19 protein-coding genes are annotated in these 21,158 nt (G+C 40.0%); 2 read left to right on the plus strand and 17 right to left on the minus strand.

What is annotated here, in order from left to right; genetic code table 11:
• Positions 1–7: 7 nt before the first annotated feature.
• The 4 genes from ACFIK3_RS04200 to ACFIK3_RS04215 form a co-directional block, all read right to left on the minus strand.
• Positions 8–1,291, minus strand: a complete 1,284-nt coding sequence (locus tag ACFIK3_RS04200; protein WP_375637536.1) for an NAD(P)/FAD-dependent oxidoreductase — start codon at positions 1,289–1,291, stop codon at positions 8–10.
• A gap of 11 nt (positions 1,292–1,302) precedes the next feature.
• The gene (locus tag ACFIK3_RS04205) at positions 1,303–2,730 is read right to left on the minus strand and encodes a glutamine synthetase family protein (protein ID WP_273790377.1); all 1,428 of its coding nucleotides are present in this window, start codon (positions 2,728–2,730) and stop codon (positions 1,303–1,305) included.
• A 455-nt stretch (positions 2,731–3,185) separates the two neighbouring features.
• On the minus strand, positions 3,186–3,482 hold the full coding sequence (locus ACFIK3_RS04210) for a class I SAM-dependent methyltransferase (protein ID WP_375676309.1): 297 nt from the start codon (positions 3,480–3,482) through the stop codon (positions 3,186–3,188).
• A 137-nt stretch (positions 3,483–3,619) separates the two neighbouring features.
• Positions 3,620–4,321, minus strand: a complete 702-nt coding sequence (locus tag ACFIK3_RS04215; protein WP_375676299.1) for a hypothetical protein — start codon at positions 4,319–4,321, stop codon at positions 3,620–3,622.
• Between the two features lie 320 nt (positions 4,322–4,641).
• Here ACFIK3_RS04215 and ACFIK3_RS04220 point away from each other — a divergent pair, with 320 nt between their 5' ends.
• Both ACFIK3_RS04220 and ACFIK3_RS04225 read left to right on the plus strand, forming a co-directional pair.
• A complete protein-coding gene (locus ACFIK3_RS04220) occupies positions 4,642–6,063 on the plus strand; it encodes a coproporphyrinogen-III oxidase family protein (protein ID WP_375676300.1) in 1,422 nt (473 codons plus the stop codon).
• A gap of 10 nt (positions 6,064–6,073) precedes the next feature.
• Positions 6,074–7,294 (plus strand): MFS transporter, encoded by a 1,221-nt coding sequence (locus ACFIK3_RS04225; protein WP_375637523.1) that lies wholly within the window; start codon positions 6,074–6,076, stop codon positions 7,292–7,294.
• 789 nt (positions 7,295–8,083) lie between these two features.
• Here the strand turns inward: ACFIK3_RS04225 and ACFIK3_RS04230 are convergent.
• The 13 genes from ACFIK3_RS04230 to ACFIK3_RS04290 form a co-directional block, all read right to left on the minus strand.
• Positions 8,084–8,239: a hypothetical protein gene (locus tag ACFIK3_RS04230; protein WP_375663019.1), complete on the minus strand. Its 156-nt coding sequence runs from the start codon at positions 8,237–8,239 to the stop codon at positions 8,084–8,086.
• Entirely contained in the window at positions 8,236–8,403 is a 168-nt protein-coding gene (locus tag ACFIK3_RS04235; RefSeq protein WP_375637524.1) for a hypothetical protein, read from the minus strand. Before ACFIK3_RS04235 ends, ACFIK3_RS04230 begins: the two co-directional genes overlap by 4 nt.
• A gap of 65 nt (positions 8,404–8,468) precedes the next feature.
• Positions 8,469–8,645, minus strand: a complete 177-nt coding sequence (locus ACFIK3_RS04240) for a hypothetical protein (RefSeq protein ID WP_375658111.1) — start codon at positions 8,643–8,645, stop codon at positions 8,469–8,471.
• 424 nt (positions 8,646–9,069) lie between these two features.
• Complete coding sequence (locus ACFIK3_RS04245) at positions 9,070–9,243, minus strand: hypothetical protein (RefSeq protein WP_375663708.1); 174 nt, start codon at positions 9,241–9,243, stop codon at positions 9,070–9,072.
• 101 nt (positions 9,244–9,344) lie between these two features.
• Positions 9,345–9,473: an NAD(P)H-dependent oxidoreductase gene (locus ACFIK3_RS04250; protein ID WP_375663711.1), complete on the minus strand. Its 129-nt coding sequence runs from the start codon at positions 9,471–9,473 to the stop codon at positions 9,345–9,347.
• A gap of 316 nt (positions 9,474–9,789) precedes the next feature.
• Positions 9,790–11,130: an MATE family efflux transporter gene (locus ACFIK3_RS04255; RefSeq protein ID WP_375676301.1), complete on the minus strand. Its 1,341-nt coding sequence runs from the start codon at positions 11,128–11,130 to the stop codon at positions 9,790–9,792.
• A 931-nt stretch (positions 11,131–12,061) separates the two neighbouring features.
• Positions 12,062–13,312: an MFS transporter gene (locus tag ACFIK3_RS04260; protein WP_375676302.1), complete on the minus strand. Its 1,251-nt coding sequence runs from the start codon at positions 13,310–13,312 to the stop codon at positions 12,062–12,064.
• Between the two features lie 315 nt (positions 13,313–13,627).
• Positions 13,628–16,825 carry a DEAD/DEAH box helicase family protein gene (locus ACFIK3_RS04265; protein WP_375630996.1) on the minus strand — a complete coding sequence of 1,066 codons (3,198 nt, stop codon included), beginning with the start codon at positions 16,823–16,825 and terminating at the stop codon, positions 13,628–13,630.
• Between the two features lie 28 nt (positions 16,826–16,853).
• Positions 16,854–18,722, minus strand: a complete 1,869-nt coding sequence (locus tag ACFIK3_RS04270; protein ID WP_375676303.1) for a site-specific DNA-methyltransferase — start codon at positions 18,720–18,722, stop codon at positions 16,854–16,856.
• A gap of 21 nt (positions 18,723–18,743) precedes the next feature.
• On the minus strand, positions 18,744–18,938 hold the full coding sequence (locus ACFIK3_RS04275; RefSeq protein ID WP_375676304.1) for a hypothetical protein: 195 nt from the start codon (positions 18,936–18,938) through the stop codon (positions 18,744–18,746).
• A gap of 213 nt (positions 18,939–19,151) precedes the next feature.
• Complete coding sequence (locus ACFIK3_RS04280) at positions 19,152–19,361, minus strand: hypothetical protein (protein WP_273790367.1); 210 nt, start codon at positions 19,359–19,361, stop codon at positions 19,152–19,154.
• A 351-nt stretch (positions 19,362–19,712) separates the two neighbouring features.
• Positions 19,713–19,841, minus strand: a complete 129-nt coding sequence (locus ACFIK3_RS04285) for a DUF2924 domain-containing protein (RefSeq protein WP_375630993.1) — start codon at positions 19,839–19,841, stop codon at positions 19,713–19,715.
• Between the two features lie 813 nt (positions 19,842–20,654).
• Positions 20,655–21,158: a DUF6622 family protein gene (locus ACFIK3_RS04290; RefSeq protein WP_273790365.1), complete on the minus strand. Its 504-nt coding sequence runs from the start codon at positions 21,156–21,158 to the stop codon at positions 20,655–20,657.

Consider the following 21,158-nt stretch of genomic DNA (forward strand, 5'->3'; position numbering starts at 1 on the left):
GTTTCCATTAAAGGCGATCCAATAAAGAAAACCAACGCATTGCTAAAAATATAAGCGGATAACGCAAAACTCTTCCCCCCGGAAAAGATGAAATCTTTAAGTCTTGGAAATAGGAAAAACGTTCATATTTTCCAGTTAACCATTCTGCGTATAATTTTCCCACGAAAGGAGCCAGCATAACGCCATGCCCTGAATAACCACCACAATAAGTCATCCTTGAAAAAATTTGGCGAACATAGGGCATGCGTTCAACTGTGATGGCAACCGTTGCTCCCCACCGATGGCTTAAATTGATAGAATGTAATTGAGGATAAATTTCAACAATTTGCCGTTTTATACGTTCATCTAAATTTAGAGGATGCTTATTATCATAACTTTCTACACCACCAAATAAGAGGCGATTATCAATGCTTTTGCGAAAATAGCGAACCATAAAACGGGAATCATCAACCGATTCCCCCCCTATAAGAATTGAACTATGCTTTGGTAATGGGTCCGTTGCTCCAATATAAGAGCGAATAGAAACAATATTTTTTTCAATAAAACGCTCCAGACCAAGTTTATACCCATTTGTTGCAAGTAAAACATGCTCTGCTGTTACACTGCCTTTTTCTGTTATTACTTTCCAATGTGCTCCCTTGCGCCTTACGGTCGTTACTTGTGACTTCTCATAAAGCTTAGCACCAGCATCTTGTGCTCTTTTTGCCAACCCGATAATCAATTTTAAGGGATTTATATGACCGGTATCCGCATCATAAATACCACCACAATAAAAAGTTGATCCAAGTCGCTCAAATGTTTCAGCCTTATCCATAAAAGTAAGCGCGTGATAGCCATAACGCTGCATCGCCTCAATATGCCGTTGATAAGAGAGAAGCTCACGCCTTTTATGAGTTACAGAAAGCTGTCCTCCTATCAAATCACACGGACAATTAGGCATTGCGCATAAAGCTAAAATATCTCTTTTAGCTTCTTCTGCCAAATCAAACAGAGCCTTACTTCGCTCAAAACCATACTTTTTTTCTAATGTTTCTACCCATTGCCGTTGCCCTGTTCCCAGCTGTCCACCATTGCGCCCTGAAGCACCATCACCAAAACGTGATGCTTCAAATAAAACAACATCTACTCCAGCTTTGGCTAAATGATAAGCAGCCGAAAGACCCGTAAATCCGCCTCCAATAATGACCACATCACACTGTCTGTTTTCACAAAAAGAAGGATACGATGGACGTTCTCTTAAAGCATCTTCATACCAAGAAATTCCTGGAGAAATTGAATTATAATCAATCATCGTCATAAAATTTAAACATTCAGCAGGAGATATTCACGCTCCCACGGACTGATTACTTCCATAAAAGTTTCAAACTCTTGGCGTTTGATTGCAGCATAAGTACTGACAAACACATCCCCTAAAATAGCACGTATCACTGTATCTTGTTCAAACAAATTGACTGCCTCAATGAGTCCACGCGGCAACTCAATATTATCAGCGTTTACATTATTTGTCGCTGGCTCATCCGGCTCAATTTTTTGTTGCAAACCAATAAGACCACACGCTAAAGAAGCTGCAAGGGCTAAATAAGGATTCGCATCTGATGAAGGAAGTCTATTCTCAACACGCCGCGCTTGAGGAGCAGAACGAGGAACTCGAAAAGCTGTAGTACGATTATCATATCCCCATCGCAAATTAACAGGAGCCGAATTATCAGGAACAAGACGTCGATAAGAATTCACATAAGGTGCAAGCATCACAAGTACCCCTGGCATATGTTTTTGCAATCCACCAATAAAATGGCGAAAACAGATACTTTCTTCACCATTTTCCTGTGTAAAAATATTCATACCGGTTTTCTTATCAACAACCGATTGGTGAATATGCATAGCAGAACCCGGCTGCCCTTGAATGGGTTTTGCCATAAAAGTTGCATACATATTATGTTTTAGTGCTGCTTCACGAATTGTTCGTTTAAACATAAAAACTTGATCCGCTAATTCAATAGGATCACCATGACGTAAATTGATTTCAAACTGTCCTGCTCCTTCTTCATGAATGAGGGTATCAATTTCCAATCCTTGTGCCTCTGAAAATTGATAAATATCATCAATCAAATCATCAAATTCATTCACACCAGCAATGGAATACCCCTGTCCACCACCAATTGAACGTCCAGAACGACCAACCGGTGGAACTAACGGATAATCAGGATCGGGATTTTTTTGTACCAAATAAAACTCAATTTCTGGTGAAACAACAGGGCTTAAACCCATTTTTGTGTAAAAGTGAACCACCGTTCGTAAAACATTGCGTGGTGTGTAATCCACAACCTGACCATTTTGATACACAAGATCACAAATCACCTGTGCCGTAGGAGCATCTTCCCATGGAACAATGCTTAACGTAGAAAGATCAGGCTCAAGGCGTAAATCACCATCTGCTTTAGGATATTCAAAACCATGACCATCTTCCGGATAATCCCCTGAAATTGTTGCCATAAAAACTGCTGAAGGCAATGCCAATGATGTTTCCGATGTAAATTTTTTAGAAAGCATCATCTTGCCCCGTGGTACCCCTGCTTGATCAGGCGTAATACATTCAATATCCTCTACCTTACGGAAAGCAAGCCATTGTGAAACTTGTTCCCAATTGTGCACACCACGTAAACTTTTGAGAAAACGAGAAACAGGTTTAAAATTCTTACTTTTCGTTTGTTTACCATTTTTTACATCCATAACATACCAACTTTAAAAACAATCAAGTCCTATTCTTATTGTATCAGCCCATGCATAAACGACACGAAAAAAATTTATCAACTGATATTTTGAATAATACTATAAGATCCATCAAGGTAAAAGAACTTTACGCTCAACAAGCTATCCTATCACCATAGTGAAAAAAATGATATTGCACGCGATACATCGGTGCTAACCTTCTCCTTATATAAAACAGCGAGAAATACCATATTGTACGTAACCTAATTCCGATTCAAATAATCATATATAAGCAAACATTGGTGAGAATAATAAAGGCGAGATATTTAATTTCCTTTTGGTTGTCGCAATGCTTAATTAAAAGAAAGGAAACTTTTCTTTTAATATGAAGCAAGTTTTGTAACTCTATTGTTATCCACATAGAAGTAAACACCCTAGGATGGTGAGTAGCCTTTACAGCTAGTGCTTACAAACACTCACCCCGCCATAATATGCGTAAATGTATTTTCAGGATAAGTCATACGCTCAGCATTTCCGATATGAAACTTAACCATCGCCTGCATAACAGAGCTATCAACCTTGTTCTGAGCGGATGGTACAAACTCTGCACTTATATCAATTTCCACCACTTGACATTGCACTTCGCACACAATATTTAGAGCTGAGAATCCAGTAGAGCATACCAAATCCAATAGATAGGAATTTTTGCTAATTGCGCCATGCGTGATCCAACATTTGATAGTCTCCAGCCCACTAGGAGGTGTGTTATTTATATCTAAAAAGCCAAAAAATCAGGATATGAGAACACAATAATATCAATTTCCTTTGAACTAAAGTCCTTCATCGTCGATCTTCCACCATCGTAAAATCTTTTTTGTATCAGTTGCTTTCACATACTTTGACTTATGACCTAGTGATACTGTGCAGATTGAGTACACATCCCCAGAGCCAAGATTGTAATTAAGTTCGTACCACTCTGCTCTTTTATAGAAAATAAATAACCATAATCTTCAGATATAATACGCCTAGATTCAATAATTACCGTAAGCTTATGTAAATCACAACCCAATTGTGATAATGCCTCATAAATTTTACGAGGGTATTCGTCATTGATCGTCACGGCATCGCAGAACGCTGTGGAAGTCGGATATCCCCCGCCTAGACTGATAAAACTTTTTTGATCCTTCAATGCGTAAATATCCTTTCCAGCCTTAGTTAAGGTGGATAGTATTAACTCAGTCGAATTCAAATTAGAGCCCACATGCAAAGGCGCCCCATTAAGCCTAATCCTATTGGATTCTAGCAAAGATAATGCGGCACGTAACTCCGCCGCAGTCATACCAAAACGCAATCTATCCCCGTTTGCCAGTACATGGCACAATCTCAATGAGATTTTAGGCAATATGTCAAAATGGCGGGCAAGAGCGATGATGTCATGTAATTCGATAATATTATCACACTGGACATTTATATGTTTTCTAATAGATAATTCTATCTCTTCTCGAAGTTTTACAGGGATATCAAAAAATATATATCTACCTTTAAAATCATCTTTTTGCACTAATGATATTTCATAACCAGACGCAAATTCCAAGTCCCAGCAACATAACAATGATGCCCCGCACGTCCATTAAAATACCCTGCTTTTTCTCGCCCTAGGCATTCATAGCCCGACCACGTAAAACAGGATACCAATTACAATATCAGACCATAAGGCTGCAAGAGAAAGTTTTTTTATATTTTTATCTTTACATTGCCTCTTAAACAAGCTAGCCTGTTCATATAAGAAGTTATATGTATTATACATATAACTTCTACAAAAGGAGGATTCATTATGTTCCGTGAAAATCTTTGGTAATACACTCGGGTGATTGGGTCACCAGTCGCCCGTCAATAATATAGTGCGAGTTAAGAAATTGGGGGAGGTAAGCTATGCAACTCGTGGATCATCCTTTTCTGAAGTTCGATCAACTCAAGCCGATTTACAACTTCACATATCCGTTATTTCGCACTATTTCAAATGAATTTTACGATTACCTAGACTTTAATAAACTAGCGCACAGTAAGCAGATTCCACAAGCGCGTACCGTTTCTCTTTATTTGCATATTCCCTTTTGCGAAACCATCTGTTCCTTCTGTCCCTTTCAGAAAGGGGCATACAAGCACGTTAAACAAATCGAATCTTATATTTCAGCGCTTACCACAGAGATCAGAGCCAAAGGAAATTTCATTCGCTCGCTTAGAGGGCCCATCCGCAGCATCTATATAGGGGGCGGCACACCGTCGCTTTTGTCCGCAGATAATATCCGACACATCGGAAAAGTATTGCATGCCGAATTTGAGCTCTCTTCCTTAGCCGAATTTACACTGGAAAGCGAACCGAAGAGCGTCACACGTGATAAACTTTATGCTGCCCGTGAGATCGGCGTTAACCGGATCAGCTTCGGTATACAGAGTTTCATTGAGCGTTTCCGATCATTGTTTAACCTCACCTCAACACGTGAACAAATCAACAATACCGTGGCTTGGTCACAAGAGATAATTGGACATGTCGGTTTCGACCTACTCTATGGCATGCACAGCCAGCAAGCCGAAGAACTATTATACGATTTGAAGCAAGCCAGCGAGCTTCACCCTGAAACCATCAACCTCTATGCAATCAACAATCTGGCTATCACGTCGCAACTGCATAAGTCTTACGCACAAAAAGGGCTAAAGCCATCCAGCCTACAGCATCGACAGATGCTTCGCTTATTTAGCGACATCGTTATGCGCAGCTGCGGCTATGCGCCGTGTAATGGGCATTCCTATATCAAAATTGCCAACAACACTCCTCTAACGCTCGCTAAAACGAGTTCAGCGAATTATTTCCGCTATCACAAATATTTGCATGGTTATCATGACGATTATGTGGTTGGCTTCGGGGCGTCAGCAATGTCGATTCTCGGCTCACTCGTCACACGAGCCAATCCCAGTCGAAGCGGATACATTACCGACATACAACTTAAAGGCAAATCCAAAGTATACTACAATTGGGTATCAGCGGAGCAACAAGCCTCCAAGGCTTTGTGTATGCGGCTACCTTATAACGGTTATGCCAAAAAAGAAAGAATTGACTGGACCGCACTCCCCTCTTTCGTATACAATAACCTACAACAGCTCATAGGTGCAGGTCTCATCGTAGAAAGTGATAACGATCTCCAGCTGACTCAGCGTGGTTGGCAATGGTATTCCAACCTTATGTATTTTCTTCTACCTCAGGCAGATAGGAATATCTTGGACGGCTATGTCGCAAACATGCTGAATACAACCGCCGTACTTGATGGAACAGCGGAAACCTGTATGGCATCTTAAGGAGAAAAGAATGTTCACGCTTTTTGCCAACAGGAACATACGCTATTTTTGCCTAACCGTTAGTCTGCTCGCCTTACTCAGCGGTGCTTTGCGCACTGCCATCCCGCTATTAGCAAGACAATCTGGATATGGCGTAGTCGGAGTAAGTTGGGCGCAAGGTCTCTTCTCATTAGCGTGGCCAATTTTCGGCATCCTTGCAGGCGCTTTACTTGATCGCTGCGACAAAATAAAACTTGCCACCACAGCTCTCCTCATCTTCATGCTACTGCATATTGTCCTGTTCGTACTGCTCATGATACAGATTGCTCCAGCCGAACAAATTTTCTTCTATGCAACCATTGCTGGATTCATCGTCGTTTCTGCCGAAGCTTATATAATGACGATTCCACCACTTATCATGGAGGGAGAGCGATTGATGACCTTCTACTCAATTGTCTTGTTTTTAGATTTCGGGGTCTCCTATTTTCTTGCCCCTGTCATAACAAGCAGCATTTTAGGGCATGGCACACTGCTATTTCTTGGCTTGTTAATCGTGCTTTTTATCACATTGATTTTTACCGCTCGCCGTGCTGTTCCGACATCGCCAACACTTGATAAAGAAAACATCACTTTCCGTTATATTATTGCCGGCTTTCGTTTCATTTTTTCAAATCGGCATCTTACCTCCCTTACATTACTCACATTCTTTCTATCGGTGGTATTTGGAGCATTCCTAACCTCGTTCATCTTCTTCGTTACCGACAGTCGGTATCTGGGCCTACATAGCAGCCAATATGGCGTGATGTTTGCGGCCTACGCGCTTGGAACAATGGCAGGTGCCCTATTTGCGCCGCGTATACGTTATGCACCGGTGCGCCTAGCTGTTCTCACTGACGGTTTAGGAACGGTTGTCTTGCTGCTGATTCCAGCCTTTTCAAAAAGTGCTGTCGTCGTATGGGGCGTCACCTTTATCGCTGGCGTTGGAGCAAGCTTATGGTTTATTGGTGTTACCGCCTTCAGGCAGCGCCTCACACCAAAGCAACTTCTCGGGCGAGCTAATTCTGCTTTTCGGGTGATAGGCTATGCTGGAATGCCGGTCGGAAGCTTTTTGGTCGGCGTCCTTGGTTCTTTTATATCATTGCAGTTTGCTGCCGCCTTTATCGCTGGACTACTATTGGTGGCTATCGCGATAACGCTTCCATTTCTTTGGCAGGCTGATCATATAAACACACCCAATCCTGCCACGAGGTAACAGCTTCTTTTTAAAAAAGACACGGTCAAAAAAGGCACACATACCCTATTACGCAATCGATTGATCTGTTCTTTGGACGAGGAAATTATAACCATAATGGCTGATAGAGCCAGCGGCACTATAGAAGCAGCCAAACAAGCGCTAAAGACAAAACAGCCCCTTTACGTTGCATTGGGCGATGATCCAACGCCTATATGAAGGATGCAGAGAGCTTATAGCGCACAGAGCGCAATTCTTAACTAAAAACTCCGCCCTAGCAATGCCTACTTATACTCCAGTTAATCCGTCACCCGCTGGACATCAAATGCCTCACCCCTTTACCGCTCCTCAAAATACATTTTGTTGCACTTACGCGCCGTATTCTTCCTTTGTAATTAAAAGACCAGCCCTCCTTTCCTAATTTAGGATTTCTGCCTACACAACGAGCAACAGATGCGACCATATATGCAATCACGCCTTAGGGCCTGCATAGTAGGAAGCTTAGTTCGAGAGATTCATAAAGCCTATATCCCAATAAATTTTCCACCCAATCCACCTTTTAAAAGGGCGGATTTATATAAACCGTTAGAGCAAGCTATGAAATCCTTAGGTGTATTAGAAATAATTGGCTGTTTTTACCTCAGACCAATGTTGATTGACTTTTACTCGTGCATATACGCAAGCGGTGCTACTCTTTTCTCAGATAGAAAGGACATAATCGTTACCATCTGACCTATTATTGTTTGAAAATAAAGAACAAGTATCAGTGCGACTGATGATATTGAAGAGCTATCTCATTTGTGGCTGTACTTAATTACGGCATTGGGAAGCTAGACACGCAATCCCCCATTTCTGCGCGCCTTCTGCATGATATTCATAAGATTTTACGCGGTACGTCCAAAAGCCTTGGCTAATTTCGCAAAGCACAAAATTAGCTTGGCGGTACGCAACTAAAGACAGCGTCATTCGTGCCGCCCACTCCTACCACAGCCCCCCACTCTTTCTACCACCATCCCCCGCTTAGAATCGCGCCAACTCATCACCGGTGCCTCGTTAAACACCACACCAGTCTCAAGGGCGGTAAAATGCGCCTTGCCGCATTTAATCTTCAGCATTTCTTTAAGGCGCAAATCAAACTCGCTATTCGTTCCTTTTGTTTTCAGTACAAAATAAAGCTTTTGCGCGCCATCTCACTCTAAAACACCCCCCAATCCGGCGTGTAAGAGCCTATGAGCGCCACGATTTTAAAGCTCCTTGGCAATTTAAAAAATAATTTTACTTCGGAGGCATTATCATTAATTTTGCGCAAATTCTTTCTCAATATTACTCTTATAAACCCCACATAATCATATACACTCTTCTCATTGACCACCGCCGGCCATATGATCGCCTTTTCCGACCTAATTTTACAGATATGGGATCAATCTCATTGTGATGCGCACATCCAGAGATTATTTTATCCTCTGCATTAGAACCAAAAACATGAACAATACGCAGAGGCTTCGGTAAGAAGGCCAACCGCTCAATCTCAACCTACACGAAAATGCATGTGCAAGCGAATGCCCCCCCATAATATGCAATATTTCAAGCCCGTCCATAGGGGTACCCCTTTTAAAAATTGTGCCTATGGCTTATAATAATCTCCAAAATATACATTTAGCCCTTGTCTGAAATAACTCAATTTTGGATTGATGAGAACGAAAACGCGCTGCGATAATCACGTTGTTCAGCCCTAATAACCGGCGAAGGGAGCCAATATTCCTGCACCACCAATGACTAAATAACGGTATTTCCTATCATTTTTGATCATATCCTCCACCCTTATTGTACATTTTATCAGCAAGATGTGCGCAGTAAGCCCGTACATTTACGCTGCTAAGTCTCCGTGTGCGGTTTTCATTCTCAAATGCAAAATCATCTTTAGCCGAAGCAACTTGATATTGCAGCGCCTGTCCATAAAGCGTATGCACAATTGGTACCAAATATACACAGGGCAGTGCGCATTTTGGGTTATATTGTCATGAGAGAGATGACTAAAAACTTTATCCCAAAAGCATTATACTCTAAATTATCAAGAGCATTCTTCAATCCCCCCTGAATAAGACCCGTGATAAACAGGGCTTGCAAGAATAACATCGTTAGCGTCTGCGATTGTTTTGACAAATGCATGCGTTTTAGCATCACAATGGTAATGACTTATAAAAACAACAACTTTTTTAAATGCCTCCTCAACGGCGTATGAATATAAGCACGTTTTTTCTCGTCATTTTTTAAGGTATTAAACTCTTCCAATCTACCGAACTTACTCTTAAATTGTAGCCGAATGATTTTAATAAACCCATATTATTTTAAAAACTCAACAAATAATATTGAGGCTACAATCAAAGACACTTCTTTTCAATATTAAGCAAGTTTTGTAACCTATATTGTTATCTCCATAGAAGTAAAAACAGCCTCTATGGATGGTGAGTAGCTAAGCCTTCACAGCTAGTGCTTTACAAGCGCTTTTATAACACTCACTCTGCCCCCATAGGATTGCATTTTATTAAATAACCCACGCGCATATAATTAAAGAGAGAAACGATTAAACTTGCACCAATCATGCCAAGCCAGTAGCCAATAAAGCCATATTCAAAAAAATTTGCCATTAGCGCTCCCCCAAATAGGCCTAACCCCCAATAACTTATTGCTACAACAATTGTTGACCAAAACGTATCAAGCAAACCCACAAGTATGCCATTGAGCATAGCTCCTAAAGTGCCAAAAGCAAAAGACAATAAAATGAACGGAAGCAACTTCCAAGAGAAAACAACAACGCTGTCTTCAGAAATATTAAAGATGGTTGTAAGGATAAATTCATAAGAGAGATAAACAACCACTGATAAAAATAAGACATAAGCTACAGCAAAAACTGTGACACTCATACGCAATTGTTTTAGAGCCATATTATTCCTATCTGCTCTATACCACGCTGCTATTGTCGCGGCTGCGCTGGAAATCCCCAAAGCCACCACAGAAATAAGCATATCGAGTCGCATCCCTATCGTATGTGCGGCCAAAGATTCGATCCCATAAGCCGTAATCATGAATGCAATGACCGAAGGAAAGCCCTCCGCAATAAGAATACGTATACCAATAGGTAGCCCTACTCGCAGCAATTTTATTATTCGTGAAATCTCTAACTTTGGTCTCAAATAATTAAAGCGAAAAGAATGAAAAGCAGAATTGCGGGACAAAATTATTGCTGCTGCAATAACAATTAAAATACGGATCAAACTGCTCGCAATTCCTGCACCAAAGACACCTAATCCGCTTGCAGAACCTATACCAAAAATAAGCAGCCAAGAGATAAAAAAGTTCACGATGATAGCCGCAAGCATAACCCAAGTTAAGGGCTGTGGATTACCAATTGCTGACAGCAATCCTCGGCTATTCACATAAAGATAAAAAAACACCACTCCTATAGCAGCGCCACTATTATATTCCTGTGCTATATTGGCAATTGTCTCATCTTGGCCGAGAAGACACAAAATATTCCTCGTATTGAGTAAAATGATTGCACTCATCATTCCAATCACAAGGGAAAGCCATATTCCTTGATCAAACCATGCCTTTAATGCATATCTATCTTGTCTGCGAAAACTTTCCGCAAGTTTTGGTGCAACCGCGGTAATAATACCTAGCCCAAACAACATAACAAAACTAAATATACTCAGAGCTAACATTGTACCACTCAAGGCTTGCACGCCTAAATGCGCTACAAGCGCTGCATCTGTGAAGGAAATCATCATCTGAAAGATAAACCCAACAGCCAGAGGCATGCCAAGAGAGAGCAATTGCTTCATCACAACAAACATTGTGAAATATCTTTCCATATTGAAGGGCATATTAAGCTCGGATCTTTTAAACAAAACACATTGATTTTTTCCGTAAAGTCTTTCCATCGCAAGTCTTGTGTAAAGGATGCATAATGAGAACGCATTAAGGTAAGAGGAGATGCCCAGTTCTTAAAAAAGAAGCGCAATGCACCTTTATTGGTTTTTTGGACTTTATGCCATGCGTTTTTTTGTACAATACTATGCCCCCAAGCAACTACAGTCATTGATAAAAGATCCTCAGCGAGCCGTTTGTTCGTCTTGTATATCCATTTTTAGTATTTTTAATCAAACTTTTTGGTACTGCAAGTAATACACCTGTGCTAACCTTTGCTTACTCGCTGCTTACATACGTAAAAAAACAAAGCCGACCAAGTTGTCAAAAAACACAGGCATTAGCATTTTTACAATCCATTGTGCCTATACACCAATTAAAAAAGAGCGTTTATGATACATAAGGCACCTCGATGCCCCACCGCTCTACGATCTAAAATTATGAAACTTTATTTCAACAACCAACGCACAATATTTTACGGACGCAAAAGCACCATCTAGCACTCACTAGGAGAGCATTCTATAACTATACGCACCATGTCCACATCACAAAACTATAGAGACTTCATATGAATGATTGCCCTCTCCAAAAATAATAATTTTGTCCACCTCCGAATCCAATCTGAAGTATTCATTTAACAACACATCAATATCATATCCTCTTGATATGCTCGTTCGCGATATTTCTGGCTAATAGCCGCACAATCATTTGGCGCATTCAAATCGATAAGCATCTCTACTAAAAACGATGGACAGCTATTAATTTCGACTCAATCCATATAAGATGACCCACACACTATTTTTTCCTGTGTCTTTATGTAAGTCACAGGCAAGGCCCTATTCAACTGTATCTTCACTCTCAGACCTCTTCGTTTTTTATTAACTTTTTATCAGTATAAAGCCAGGCCAAATTAAGCGGGATAATTGAACATATACAAACCAAGGCAAAACAAAAAGCTGCTTCTATACAAACATTATTTGCCAACCAACCAATCAGCACAAGCGCTAAAATACCAAAAATACGCGCAAGAAAACTAACAATGGATAAAACCGTATTTGCATTCTTTTGTTGAATATGTTTAAAAAACTCTGCTTCAAACTGCGTCATAGGAACAGAAAAAAAACTGTGAAATACGGTGAATAAAATAATAGGAGCCCAACTGTTTGCAACGAGAAGCAGAGCAAGCATAACAACAGCACTTAGGACGAGTGAGCACAAAGTTATCGCCATAGGAGCATATTTTTGCATAAGATATTTAATTACAAAGCGATTAAATAAGTATTTTACGAGAGTATAAGACACAAAGCACAGGCCAAGAATAAGAATTTTAGTCTTTCCTGTCGCATTGTCTAATACTCCTGTCTGTCCCAAAATAAAAGGTTGCCAAAAATGAAATATTGGCTGCAATGCAGCAACAATAAAACCACATATCAATATATAATATAACCCGATTTTTGAGGTAACTAAATAAGTAAAAGCTTCTGTTGCATGCAACAAAGAACCCGAGTCTATTGACTGACTATCCGAAGCGGATGCAATACCTATCCCCGTCACCCGACTAAACAAGAATACAAGCATGAGAAACCCGAAAGAACAAAAATAATATGCCGACTGATAATTATCCATACACAAAACAATAAGAACACCTAGCGCACCAGCAACCATATTCATGAATGCCGTCAGTTCCCGCTTATAGACGTTTACTTGGTGGTAGATCAAACTACCCTTGTATCCACCGCCGTCGATTAAGCCTTTAATCCATGTGCTATCAGCGCCAGAGCATAAAGCAAAGCCTAAAGCATATATAATTTCTGCCGGAATTAAGACAGAAAGATTAGGCGCGTAAATACATAAAAAGAAGAAGAGCGAAAAAAAGAAACATGATAAGATAACATTTTTTTTAACGCCGATTTTATCTCCTAAAATCCCACAAGGCACTTCAAAAATACAAATAGCCGCGCTAAACACAATTTGCAATAAGGCTAACTGTGCTATACTAACGCCCATAGACAAGAAAAAAAAAGCATGGAAGGAACCTGTAATCAGCCGAACCCCGCTCATTGCCCCACAGCCATAGAGCAACTTTTTAACTTCATAATCTATCGTCATTAATATATCCAAAAGCTATAAAGCTGGCAGCTTTTTTTACCGCCAGCTTTGTATATTTTCAAACTTCAATTCATAGAAGCGCCTCAAGCAGCCATTTTCTGCTCACTTGCTCGGGCTTTGAGCGCAGCAACATCAACCCGTTTAATTTTTTTTCAGTGGTTTATACATATCTTTAGTTTTCATAACTTTACCTCCTGTATTAAATGAAAACAATTAAATTCAACATGAAGTGTACATTATAACTACCTTTTATCAATTTATTATTTTGATATAAAAAGCTTTTCTCCCCTCCCCCTTAAGTATTTCATGCTCCAATCATTCTGTAACAACCACCGCAGCACTTGGAAACTCATGCGCCCCTTCGGGCAAAGTACGCTTATATTCACGCCAATTTATCACCGGCTGGTCGTTAAACGCAACGCTCGTTTGCAGTGCAGCAAAATGCGCTTTGCCGCATTTAATCTTCAGTATTTCTTTAAGTCGCAAATCAAACTCGCTGTTTGCCCCTTTTGTCTCCAGCACAAAGTAAAGCTTTTGTTCGCCATCTCGCTCTAAAAAAACTGCCCAATCAGGCGTATAAGAACCAATGGGAGTGGCTATTTTAAAACTTCTTGGTAGTTTAAAAAACAATCTGACTTCAGGATCATTTTCAAGACTTTGTGCAAACTCTTTCTCCACACTGCTTTCATAAACCACATGATCATACACACTCTTCTCACTCACAACAGCTGTACGCTCTAAATTTGCCACAAGCTCTTCACTGGTAAAAAGCTCTTGCACACTATATTCTTGCCCGACCAGCTTTAAATATTTAATGCCATCAATTGTAAGATTAACATGGGTTTTATTGAGTATTTCTTCTATGCGCTCTAAAAAAGCTTGTGGATTTTTTACAAACTCATGCTCACGACCACTCTTTGTCAAAATACCAATAATTGTCTTTGTGGTTAATTTCAGCTTTAAGGTCAAATAATGTACAATGTTCGGCAGTGCACAAAAACTATAATCAAGCGCACTCTGCTTTAATAACTGCTCTTCATAGGTCACACCAGCACTATCCAGTTCTATCTCTGCTGTCTGATAAACCAAATGCGCGGGCGCAACTGGCGCCATTTTTTCCACTGCATCCACTGCTTTGGCAACAAACTCTGTGCGATCAAGCTTTGCACGATAAGTGGTCTTTTTATTTATCTTTTCCCACAAGGCCAAAAACTCTGGTGAAGCCACTGTTTGCTTTTTAAGCTTAACCCGCACCTCGCGCGTAGCATTACGAATAATCGGCATGGCTTGGCTCGCTTCTAGCGCCTGCAGCACAGCCTGCTTCTGCCCTTTACTAAAACGTTCACTTAAATCTAACGTCCCAGTCGCCCATTGCGCTTTTAATGTATCTGTGATTTTTCCTGCTGATGTAAGCAAGGCTTTTTCACGCAACTCAACCAATATATCAGCAGCCTCTTGCGAAGACAGAATTTTTGTTTCTGTCACAGTTGTCATATAAATCAGATCTTGCAGCGTCTCAACATTAATAAGCGCGCCCGCATCAGTTTTTTTCACAATTTCTTGACGCAATTCGCGTGGCATTTCCTCCGCCCCTATAGCATCAAATTCGCTCGCTACTAAATCTTGATCTACTTTAACGACACCTGCCTCATCAATAAAATCTTTTGCAACAAGTATTTTAACAATTTTTTGTGCTTGCGATACTTCCACTTTAGCGGCCACATATTTTACATCTTCATAAATACGGCCAACCAAATGCTCCATCTGCAATGTACCAAGTTTATAACCAATATCCGCCTCTAATTCTTTTTGCAATGTACTCACAAACTCAGCAAAGCTTTCATTCACCATGACATGCAGCACATTTATATCTTTATCTTCTACCTGTTCACCGTGTTGGTTTACGCACAAGCGCAAACCGCGACCAATCTTTTGCCGTACGGTAAAATTCGATTTTTGCTCAATCAACATACACACTTGAAACACATTCGGATTATCCCAGCCTTCTCTCAAGGCCGAATGCGAAAAGATAAAACGCAAGGGGCATGCAAAAGATAATAACCACTCCTTATCACGCATAATCGTGTTATAAGTGTCATCATCAGCTTGGCTGTCGCCCTTTGTATCCTTATAGACGCCTTTTTTGTCTTGCGAGAAATAACCGCCGTGCACGTTTCGAACATTTTGTGCAAACTTAGTTCGCAAGGAGGCATATTTCTTTTTCGCCAACAGCTCTTCATAACATTCTTCAAACATACGCTCATAAAGTGCTGGCTCTTCATCAGAGCTACGATATTTAGCCACCTCATCAATAAAAAAAAGTGATAAAACTTTAATCCCTAAAGGCGCAAGCCGCAATTCTTTATCTAAATGTGTTTCTATAGTGCGATAAATTTGCGCGCGTTTAAGCTCTATTGTATTCACATCACCAAGGGCGTGGCCAAATTTGACAATTTCAGTATCAGAAAACTCAACAGCTTCATCCCCCGCCATGCAATTGATACCCGAAACAATATAACCCCTATAAAGCTCACGCCCGCCCGTAACGCGATACAGATCATCGCCTTGTCTCACTGTAACTGTTTTGCGGCTCACAGTGCCATTCTTTCCCGCAATATCCAACTCTAAGCGCGCCTTAAAGCCATGTTTGTGAGATACGGATTTCAAGGCAATATAGGGACGGTTAAAATTTTGCTCTATCTGATTAGAAGAAACACAAATTTGCTTTACCAGTCCTTTTTTATAAGCATCAACAGGTGTTAAACGATATAAAAGATTAATCTCATCTTTATGCGTGGCACTATAGCGGAAAACACAAAGCGGATTAAGGCTCGCAATAGCCTCCTTCGCTTTTGCTGTATTATCCACCGATTGCGGTTCATCTATGATCACAATCGGATTTGTATCTTGGATATAGCGCATAGCACTTTCGCCATTCAGTCTATCTTGCGGAAGGTTGATAATATTTTCTGCTTTTTTAAATGCATCAATATTGATAATCATAATTTCAATATTGGTAGAGCTTGCAAATTGGCGAATTTGCGAAAGATCTTTTGAATTATAAATAAAATAACGATAGGGCAGATTATCAAACTCTGCTTGAAAATGCTCCCTTGTTACCTGAAGTGATTTATACACCCCTTCGCGAATAGCAACACTTGGTACGACGATAATAAATTTGGTAAAGCCATAGCGTTGATTTAACTCAAAAATCGTCTTGCTATAGACATAAGTTTTGCCTGTTCCCGTTTCCATCTCAATAGAAAACTGCTTTTGCTCTAGCGTCTTACTCGCCAAGAGTTTATTGTTCTGTTGCACCTCTTGTAAATTTGCTAATATGCTTTCATCACTGATCAATAATTGATTACCATAACCAAATTCATTTAACGCTAATTGTCCTTGTTCTGAATGCAAGAAAATAGAAGAATTCCGTCGTGGTTGGCCTTTAAATAAATCAATGACGCTTTTAACCGCATCATTTTGAAATTCTTGTTGTTTAAATTTAAGTTTCATATCGCCGCCCCAATCGTCTCTCTATAGTTTAAATTTTATCAAAACTTACTTCATTGTCTTTAAAGATAAAGTCGCAATTAATAAGCGCCTCATCACTTTTAAAGGCCGCATCAAGCGCTACGATTTTTACGGGCAAATACTTTATCATCTCTTCCGCATCTTCGGGTTCAAAGGGCGGGTCTATGGCTATAATTACCAAGACATCGCCTTCGCTCTCGCCTATATAATAGAATTTTTTGCCATTGATTGGTAAAGGGTAAATTTTTAAATCCAGTGGCCAACCATATTTAAGTATGATTTCGAAGATAATATCTTGATGAGAGCGCTCGGGATTCACCCCCTGCAAAATATGATCCAAGCGCATTTGCAATTGTTCTTTAACATCAAGTGCATTCGGATCAATCGGGCTATCGTCCCATATGGAAAAGTTGGAACTATCGAGCTCTAGAACGCGAAATCCGGTGTCTAGAGGCTGCTCACTTGTGAGTTCTGCTTCATGCTTTTGCTTGATTTGTGCACCAGCGCGGCGAATACGTTCAATACCTATATCGCAGATAGTTTTATAACCAGTTTTATAGGCTTCGCTCTTTTCATCACATAATTCAGGCAATTGCACCATGATGAATTTGCGATTACCACCATCTTCAGCATTCAAAGCCATCACTGCATGCGCCGTTGTACTAGAACCAGCAAAAAAATCGAAAATGATGTCGTTGTCACTGGTCGTCTGTTCAATCAATTGCTTTATAAGACTCACACCCTTGGGATGATCAAAAAATTGGCCGCCTAAAAGTTCTCGTAATTGTTTGGTCGCTATAAAATTCATATCTGTTTCAAGCATTGTACTAAATGGTTTAGTTTGAGATTTAACTTCTGTTTGATGACGTTTATAAGTAGGCGTACCTTGTCCGTTTTTTGGGAAGATCACCTTGCCTTCTTTGATGATGTTTGCCATTCGTCCTTTTTCATAAGCCCATACACGATTGGGATTACACTGGTAAACTACACCCGTTTGTGGATCAGTAATCGGGTAATTAAGATTTGGCCGCTCTGATGCTGTTTTATTGCATGTCAAATTATCAGCCATCCAAGGCCCGCGCGGGTCATTATCGGGGTTGGTATAATTTGCAAAACTCTTTTGTACTCCACTAAAAACAGTGTGCCTGCGACTATAACACAAAATGTAATCATGGTCTGTACTTACATTGTTTTGCGCATCATTAGCACCAGTGCGTTTCCTCCACACCAGCTGCGCAACAAAATTCTCTTCGCCAAACACTTCATCACATACTTTGCGCAAATTATGAACTTCATGATCATCTATTGAGATAAAAATCACCCCATCGTCACGCAATAAGGTCTGTGCCAAACGCAAGCGCGGATAAATCATATTGAGCCAAGCCGTGTGAAACCGCCCCATTGTCTCAGGGTTCGATTTTGTCGTTTGGCTCGTCACTTCCTTATATCGCGCCAATGGGTCTTTAAAATCATCATCATAGATAAAATCATTACCCGTATTATAGGGCGGGTCTATATAGATCATCTTCACTTGGCCAAAATAAGCCCGCTGGATAAGTTTTAACACTTCAAGATTATCGCCCTTAATATAAAGATTATGTGTATTATCAAAGTTTACGCTCTCCTCGCGCTTCGGGCGCAATGTCGCAAATGAAGGCTTTTGAGCAAGCTTTAAACTTGCTCCTTTGCCCTTCCATTCAAATTTGAACTTCTCAAAATCATTATCAATATATTCGCCGCATAGATTAAGAAGCTGATCTATATTGAGCTTTCCCTCAGCAAAACATTGCGGAAAGACTGCTTTTAACTTTTCTATGTTTGGATTAATAGGGCTTTGACTCATGCCCTCTATTTTATCTTCACCCGCTATTATACTCATCTTTGCGCTTCTCCGTTACGCTTAGTATAAAATATGTCTATGAATATTTCTTTTGTACGTCGCAATTCCTTTTATCCTATTTATTTCTGTATCCTCTGCAAATTTACTTTCATGAAAAGTGTCGTATAAGCTGTTCTCTTTATTTTTTAAAGTTTCTTGTGCTTGTTTTATTTCTTTTTGCTTACGCAAGTCAGCTAAATCAATTCGCATTACCACATTTTGATCATTTTGCTTTTCTTTGATTTACTTTGCAAAAGCAATAATTTCGCGCTCTAAATTAGCCGCTGTTTGGCATAATAAAGACAGCGATTTTATATTTTTTCTTGTGTGCTATTATGGCACTTACAAATATTATCAATAAGCTTATCAATTGGCACAAGCACATCCAAGTACTATCACTGCCAACGAAAACATAAATTTCTTCATCATTTATTTCGACGCAATAAAAACCATTTCACAAGGGATTATGTCAGCATCCACTTCTAGTTTTCCCTTGTCCGCACAAGCAAGATTTGCTAAAATACCTTTTACGGAAGGTAAAATAAAAACACCCTCAAACGCCCACCAGCAGGCTGAAAATCCTTCCCATGCCATAAAACGCTTTGCCTTTATAGGTTTTATACTGTGTGTCAGATTCATAATAAAATATAGCTCTTATCATTTTGTCCCTGAGTGATTTGTATTGCCTTATCAATCATATAATTAGGCTCATGTACAAACCATGCTTTTACAATCTGCCATAGGAATGTATTAATCTCTTGCACTCGCTCCTTAAATATATTGCGGCATGATTTTTACATTATCAGCAACGTTGGTATTAATTGCCAACCTTCATGACGGTAAGCTTTAACAAAGCTTTCGTCTGCTTCTTTTTGTCGTCCCGTTAGTTAAACTCTTGCTTTAAACCTTCTTCGGTTTTACGTCTATATATAGCGCCGCGTATTGGTTTTATCGCTTGTTTAAGCACCTTTCTTGTCCCCTGTCATCCTCTCATCCCCGCCTTACAAGGCCAAAAAACAAATGGCTATTCCAATTGATGCCGGTAATATGCTTGGCAATAACTTTCAAGCTTTTGTAAATCTTGCCCTCATTGATAGCCTTTTGGCACCACAAGCACATGATGGGTTTGTCCTAAATAATCGTCACTGAAATAAGTGTGCCATAAGGCTTTGGGCTCCTACATTGACGTATACTTTACTGTGGCTATTTCTTGCTCTAATTGTTTACAACTCATTGTCTAATCCTCTCAAACACATGAATGTTCTATTTCCTCGATTAGTCCAGAAAATAGTGTGTGTTCACAAAGTCAGACAAAAGTGCAATTTATTCTTTTGCATTGGATAGCTCAACTCCCTCCACGCTTAGAACCAATAAACCTAAGCTTATTGCTGCTATAAGTTTACCGCGCACCCAAAACGAGAAATTTATATCCTATTGAAAAAATAAATTTAGAAGATCCCTTCTTAAACAAAGTCTCGACTAAATAAGATGGTTTGGGCATTTTTAGCAAAAGAGATAAAAATTCACTATCTCAAGGATCTTAACTACGTTATCGATCATACGCAAAAAAAGGTGAGAAGTGCAGATTTCTAAAAGAAATGATAATAGTCTTATAAAGAGAAATGGTACTGCAAGCGATACATCGGTTAGAACGTTCTCTTTAAAAACACACCGTAATTACAAGCGGCTTCAAAAAACAGCCTTACTAATATAATATTAGCTAGAGGGTTACATGTATATCGCAATAATAATGCACTCATTCCCGCAAGAGTGCTCCACATATTATGGCGTAGACTGTACAAACTCTGCCGCTCTTGCATACTCAGGCGTAAGGCCACTTAGTCGTATAGCAGCCGCAGTTTCAACGTAAAATAGCGGACGCTTCTGTATCATAATACTTGACAGAAGCATCAACAGCTAAGGATATAGGAACTAATTTGGATTCTTTCGAAATGCTATATATAAATTTAATGTGCCGCCCCAAAACACACCATCAGTGAACCCACTTAAAAGACCAAAAAGAAGATTAAAATCAAATGCATATTTCAAATCAGGTTCAATATTGAGAAAAACAATCAATGTGAATTTGATGACAAAAGCGATAAGAATAAATATCAGCGTCAATGGCGTACCATGCCGAATAATTAAATCCGTTCCCTCTTTGATTTTTAAACGCGCAGTAGCACGCCAGAGCAACCAGCCAACGCCAAAGCCGATCATCAGCCCTGCCAACATTGCGATTGCTCCCCAGCGTGGGAAGGCCAGCTGGTTAATCACATCGCTTGCGCCCAAAAAAAGAAAGACTAACGGCAAGAGAAAAAGGCGGTAAACCTTCGTTTCCCTATCTTTCAATGCGATTATTCCCCTCGCAATGAGAAAAATAAGCAAAATCCAAGCCCATAAAGGGGTTCCGGTCAGAATGTTAAACAATGACAT

The sequence above is a fragment of the Bartonella sp. CB10SXKL genome, from assembly GCF_042195515.1.
GTDB lineage: Bacteria > Pseudomonadota > Alphaproteobacteria > Rhizobiales > Rhizobiaceae > Bartonella.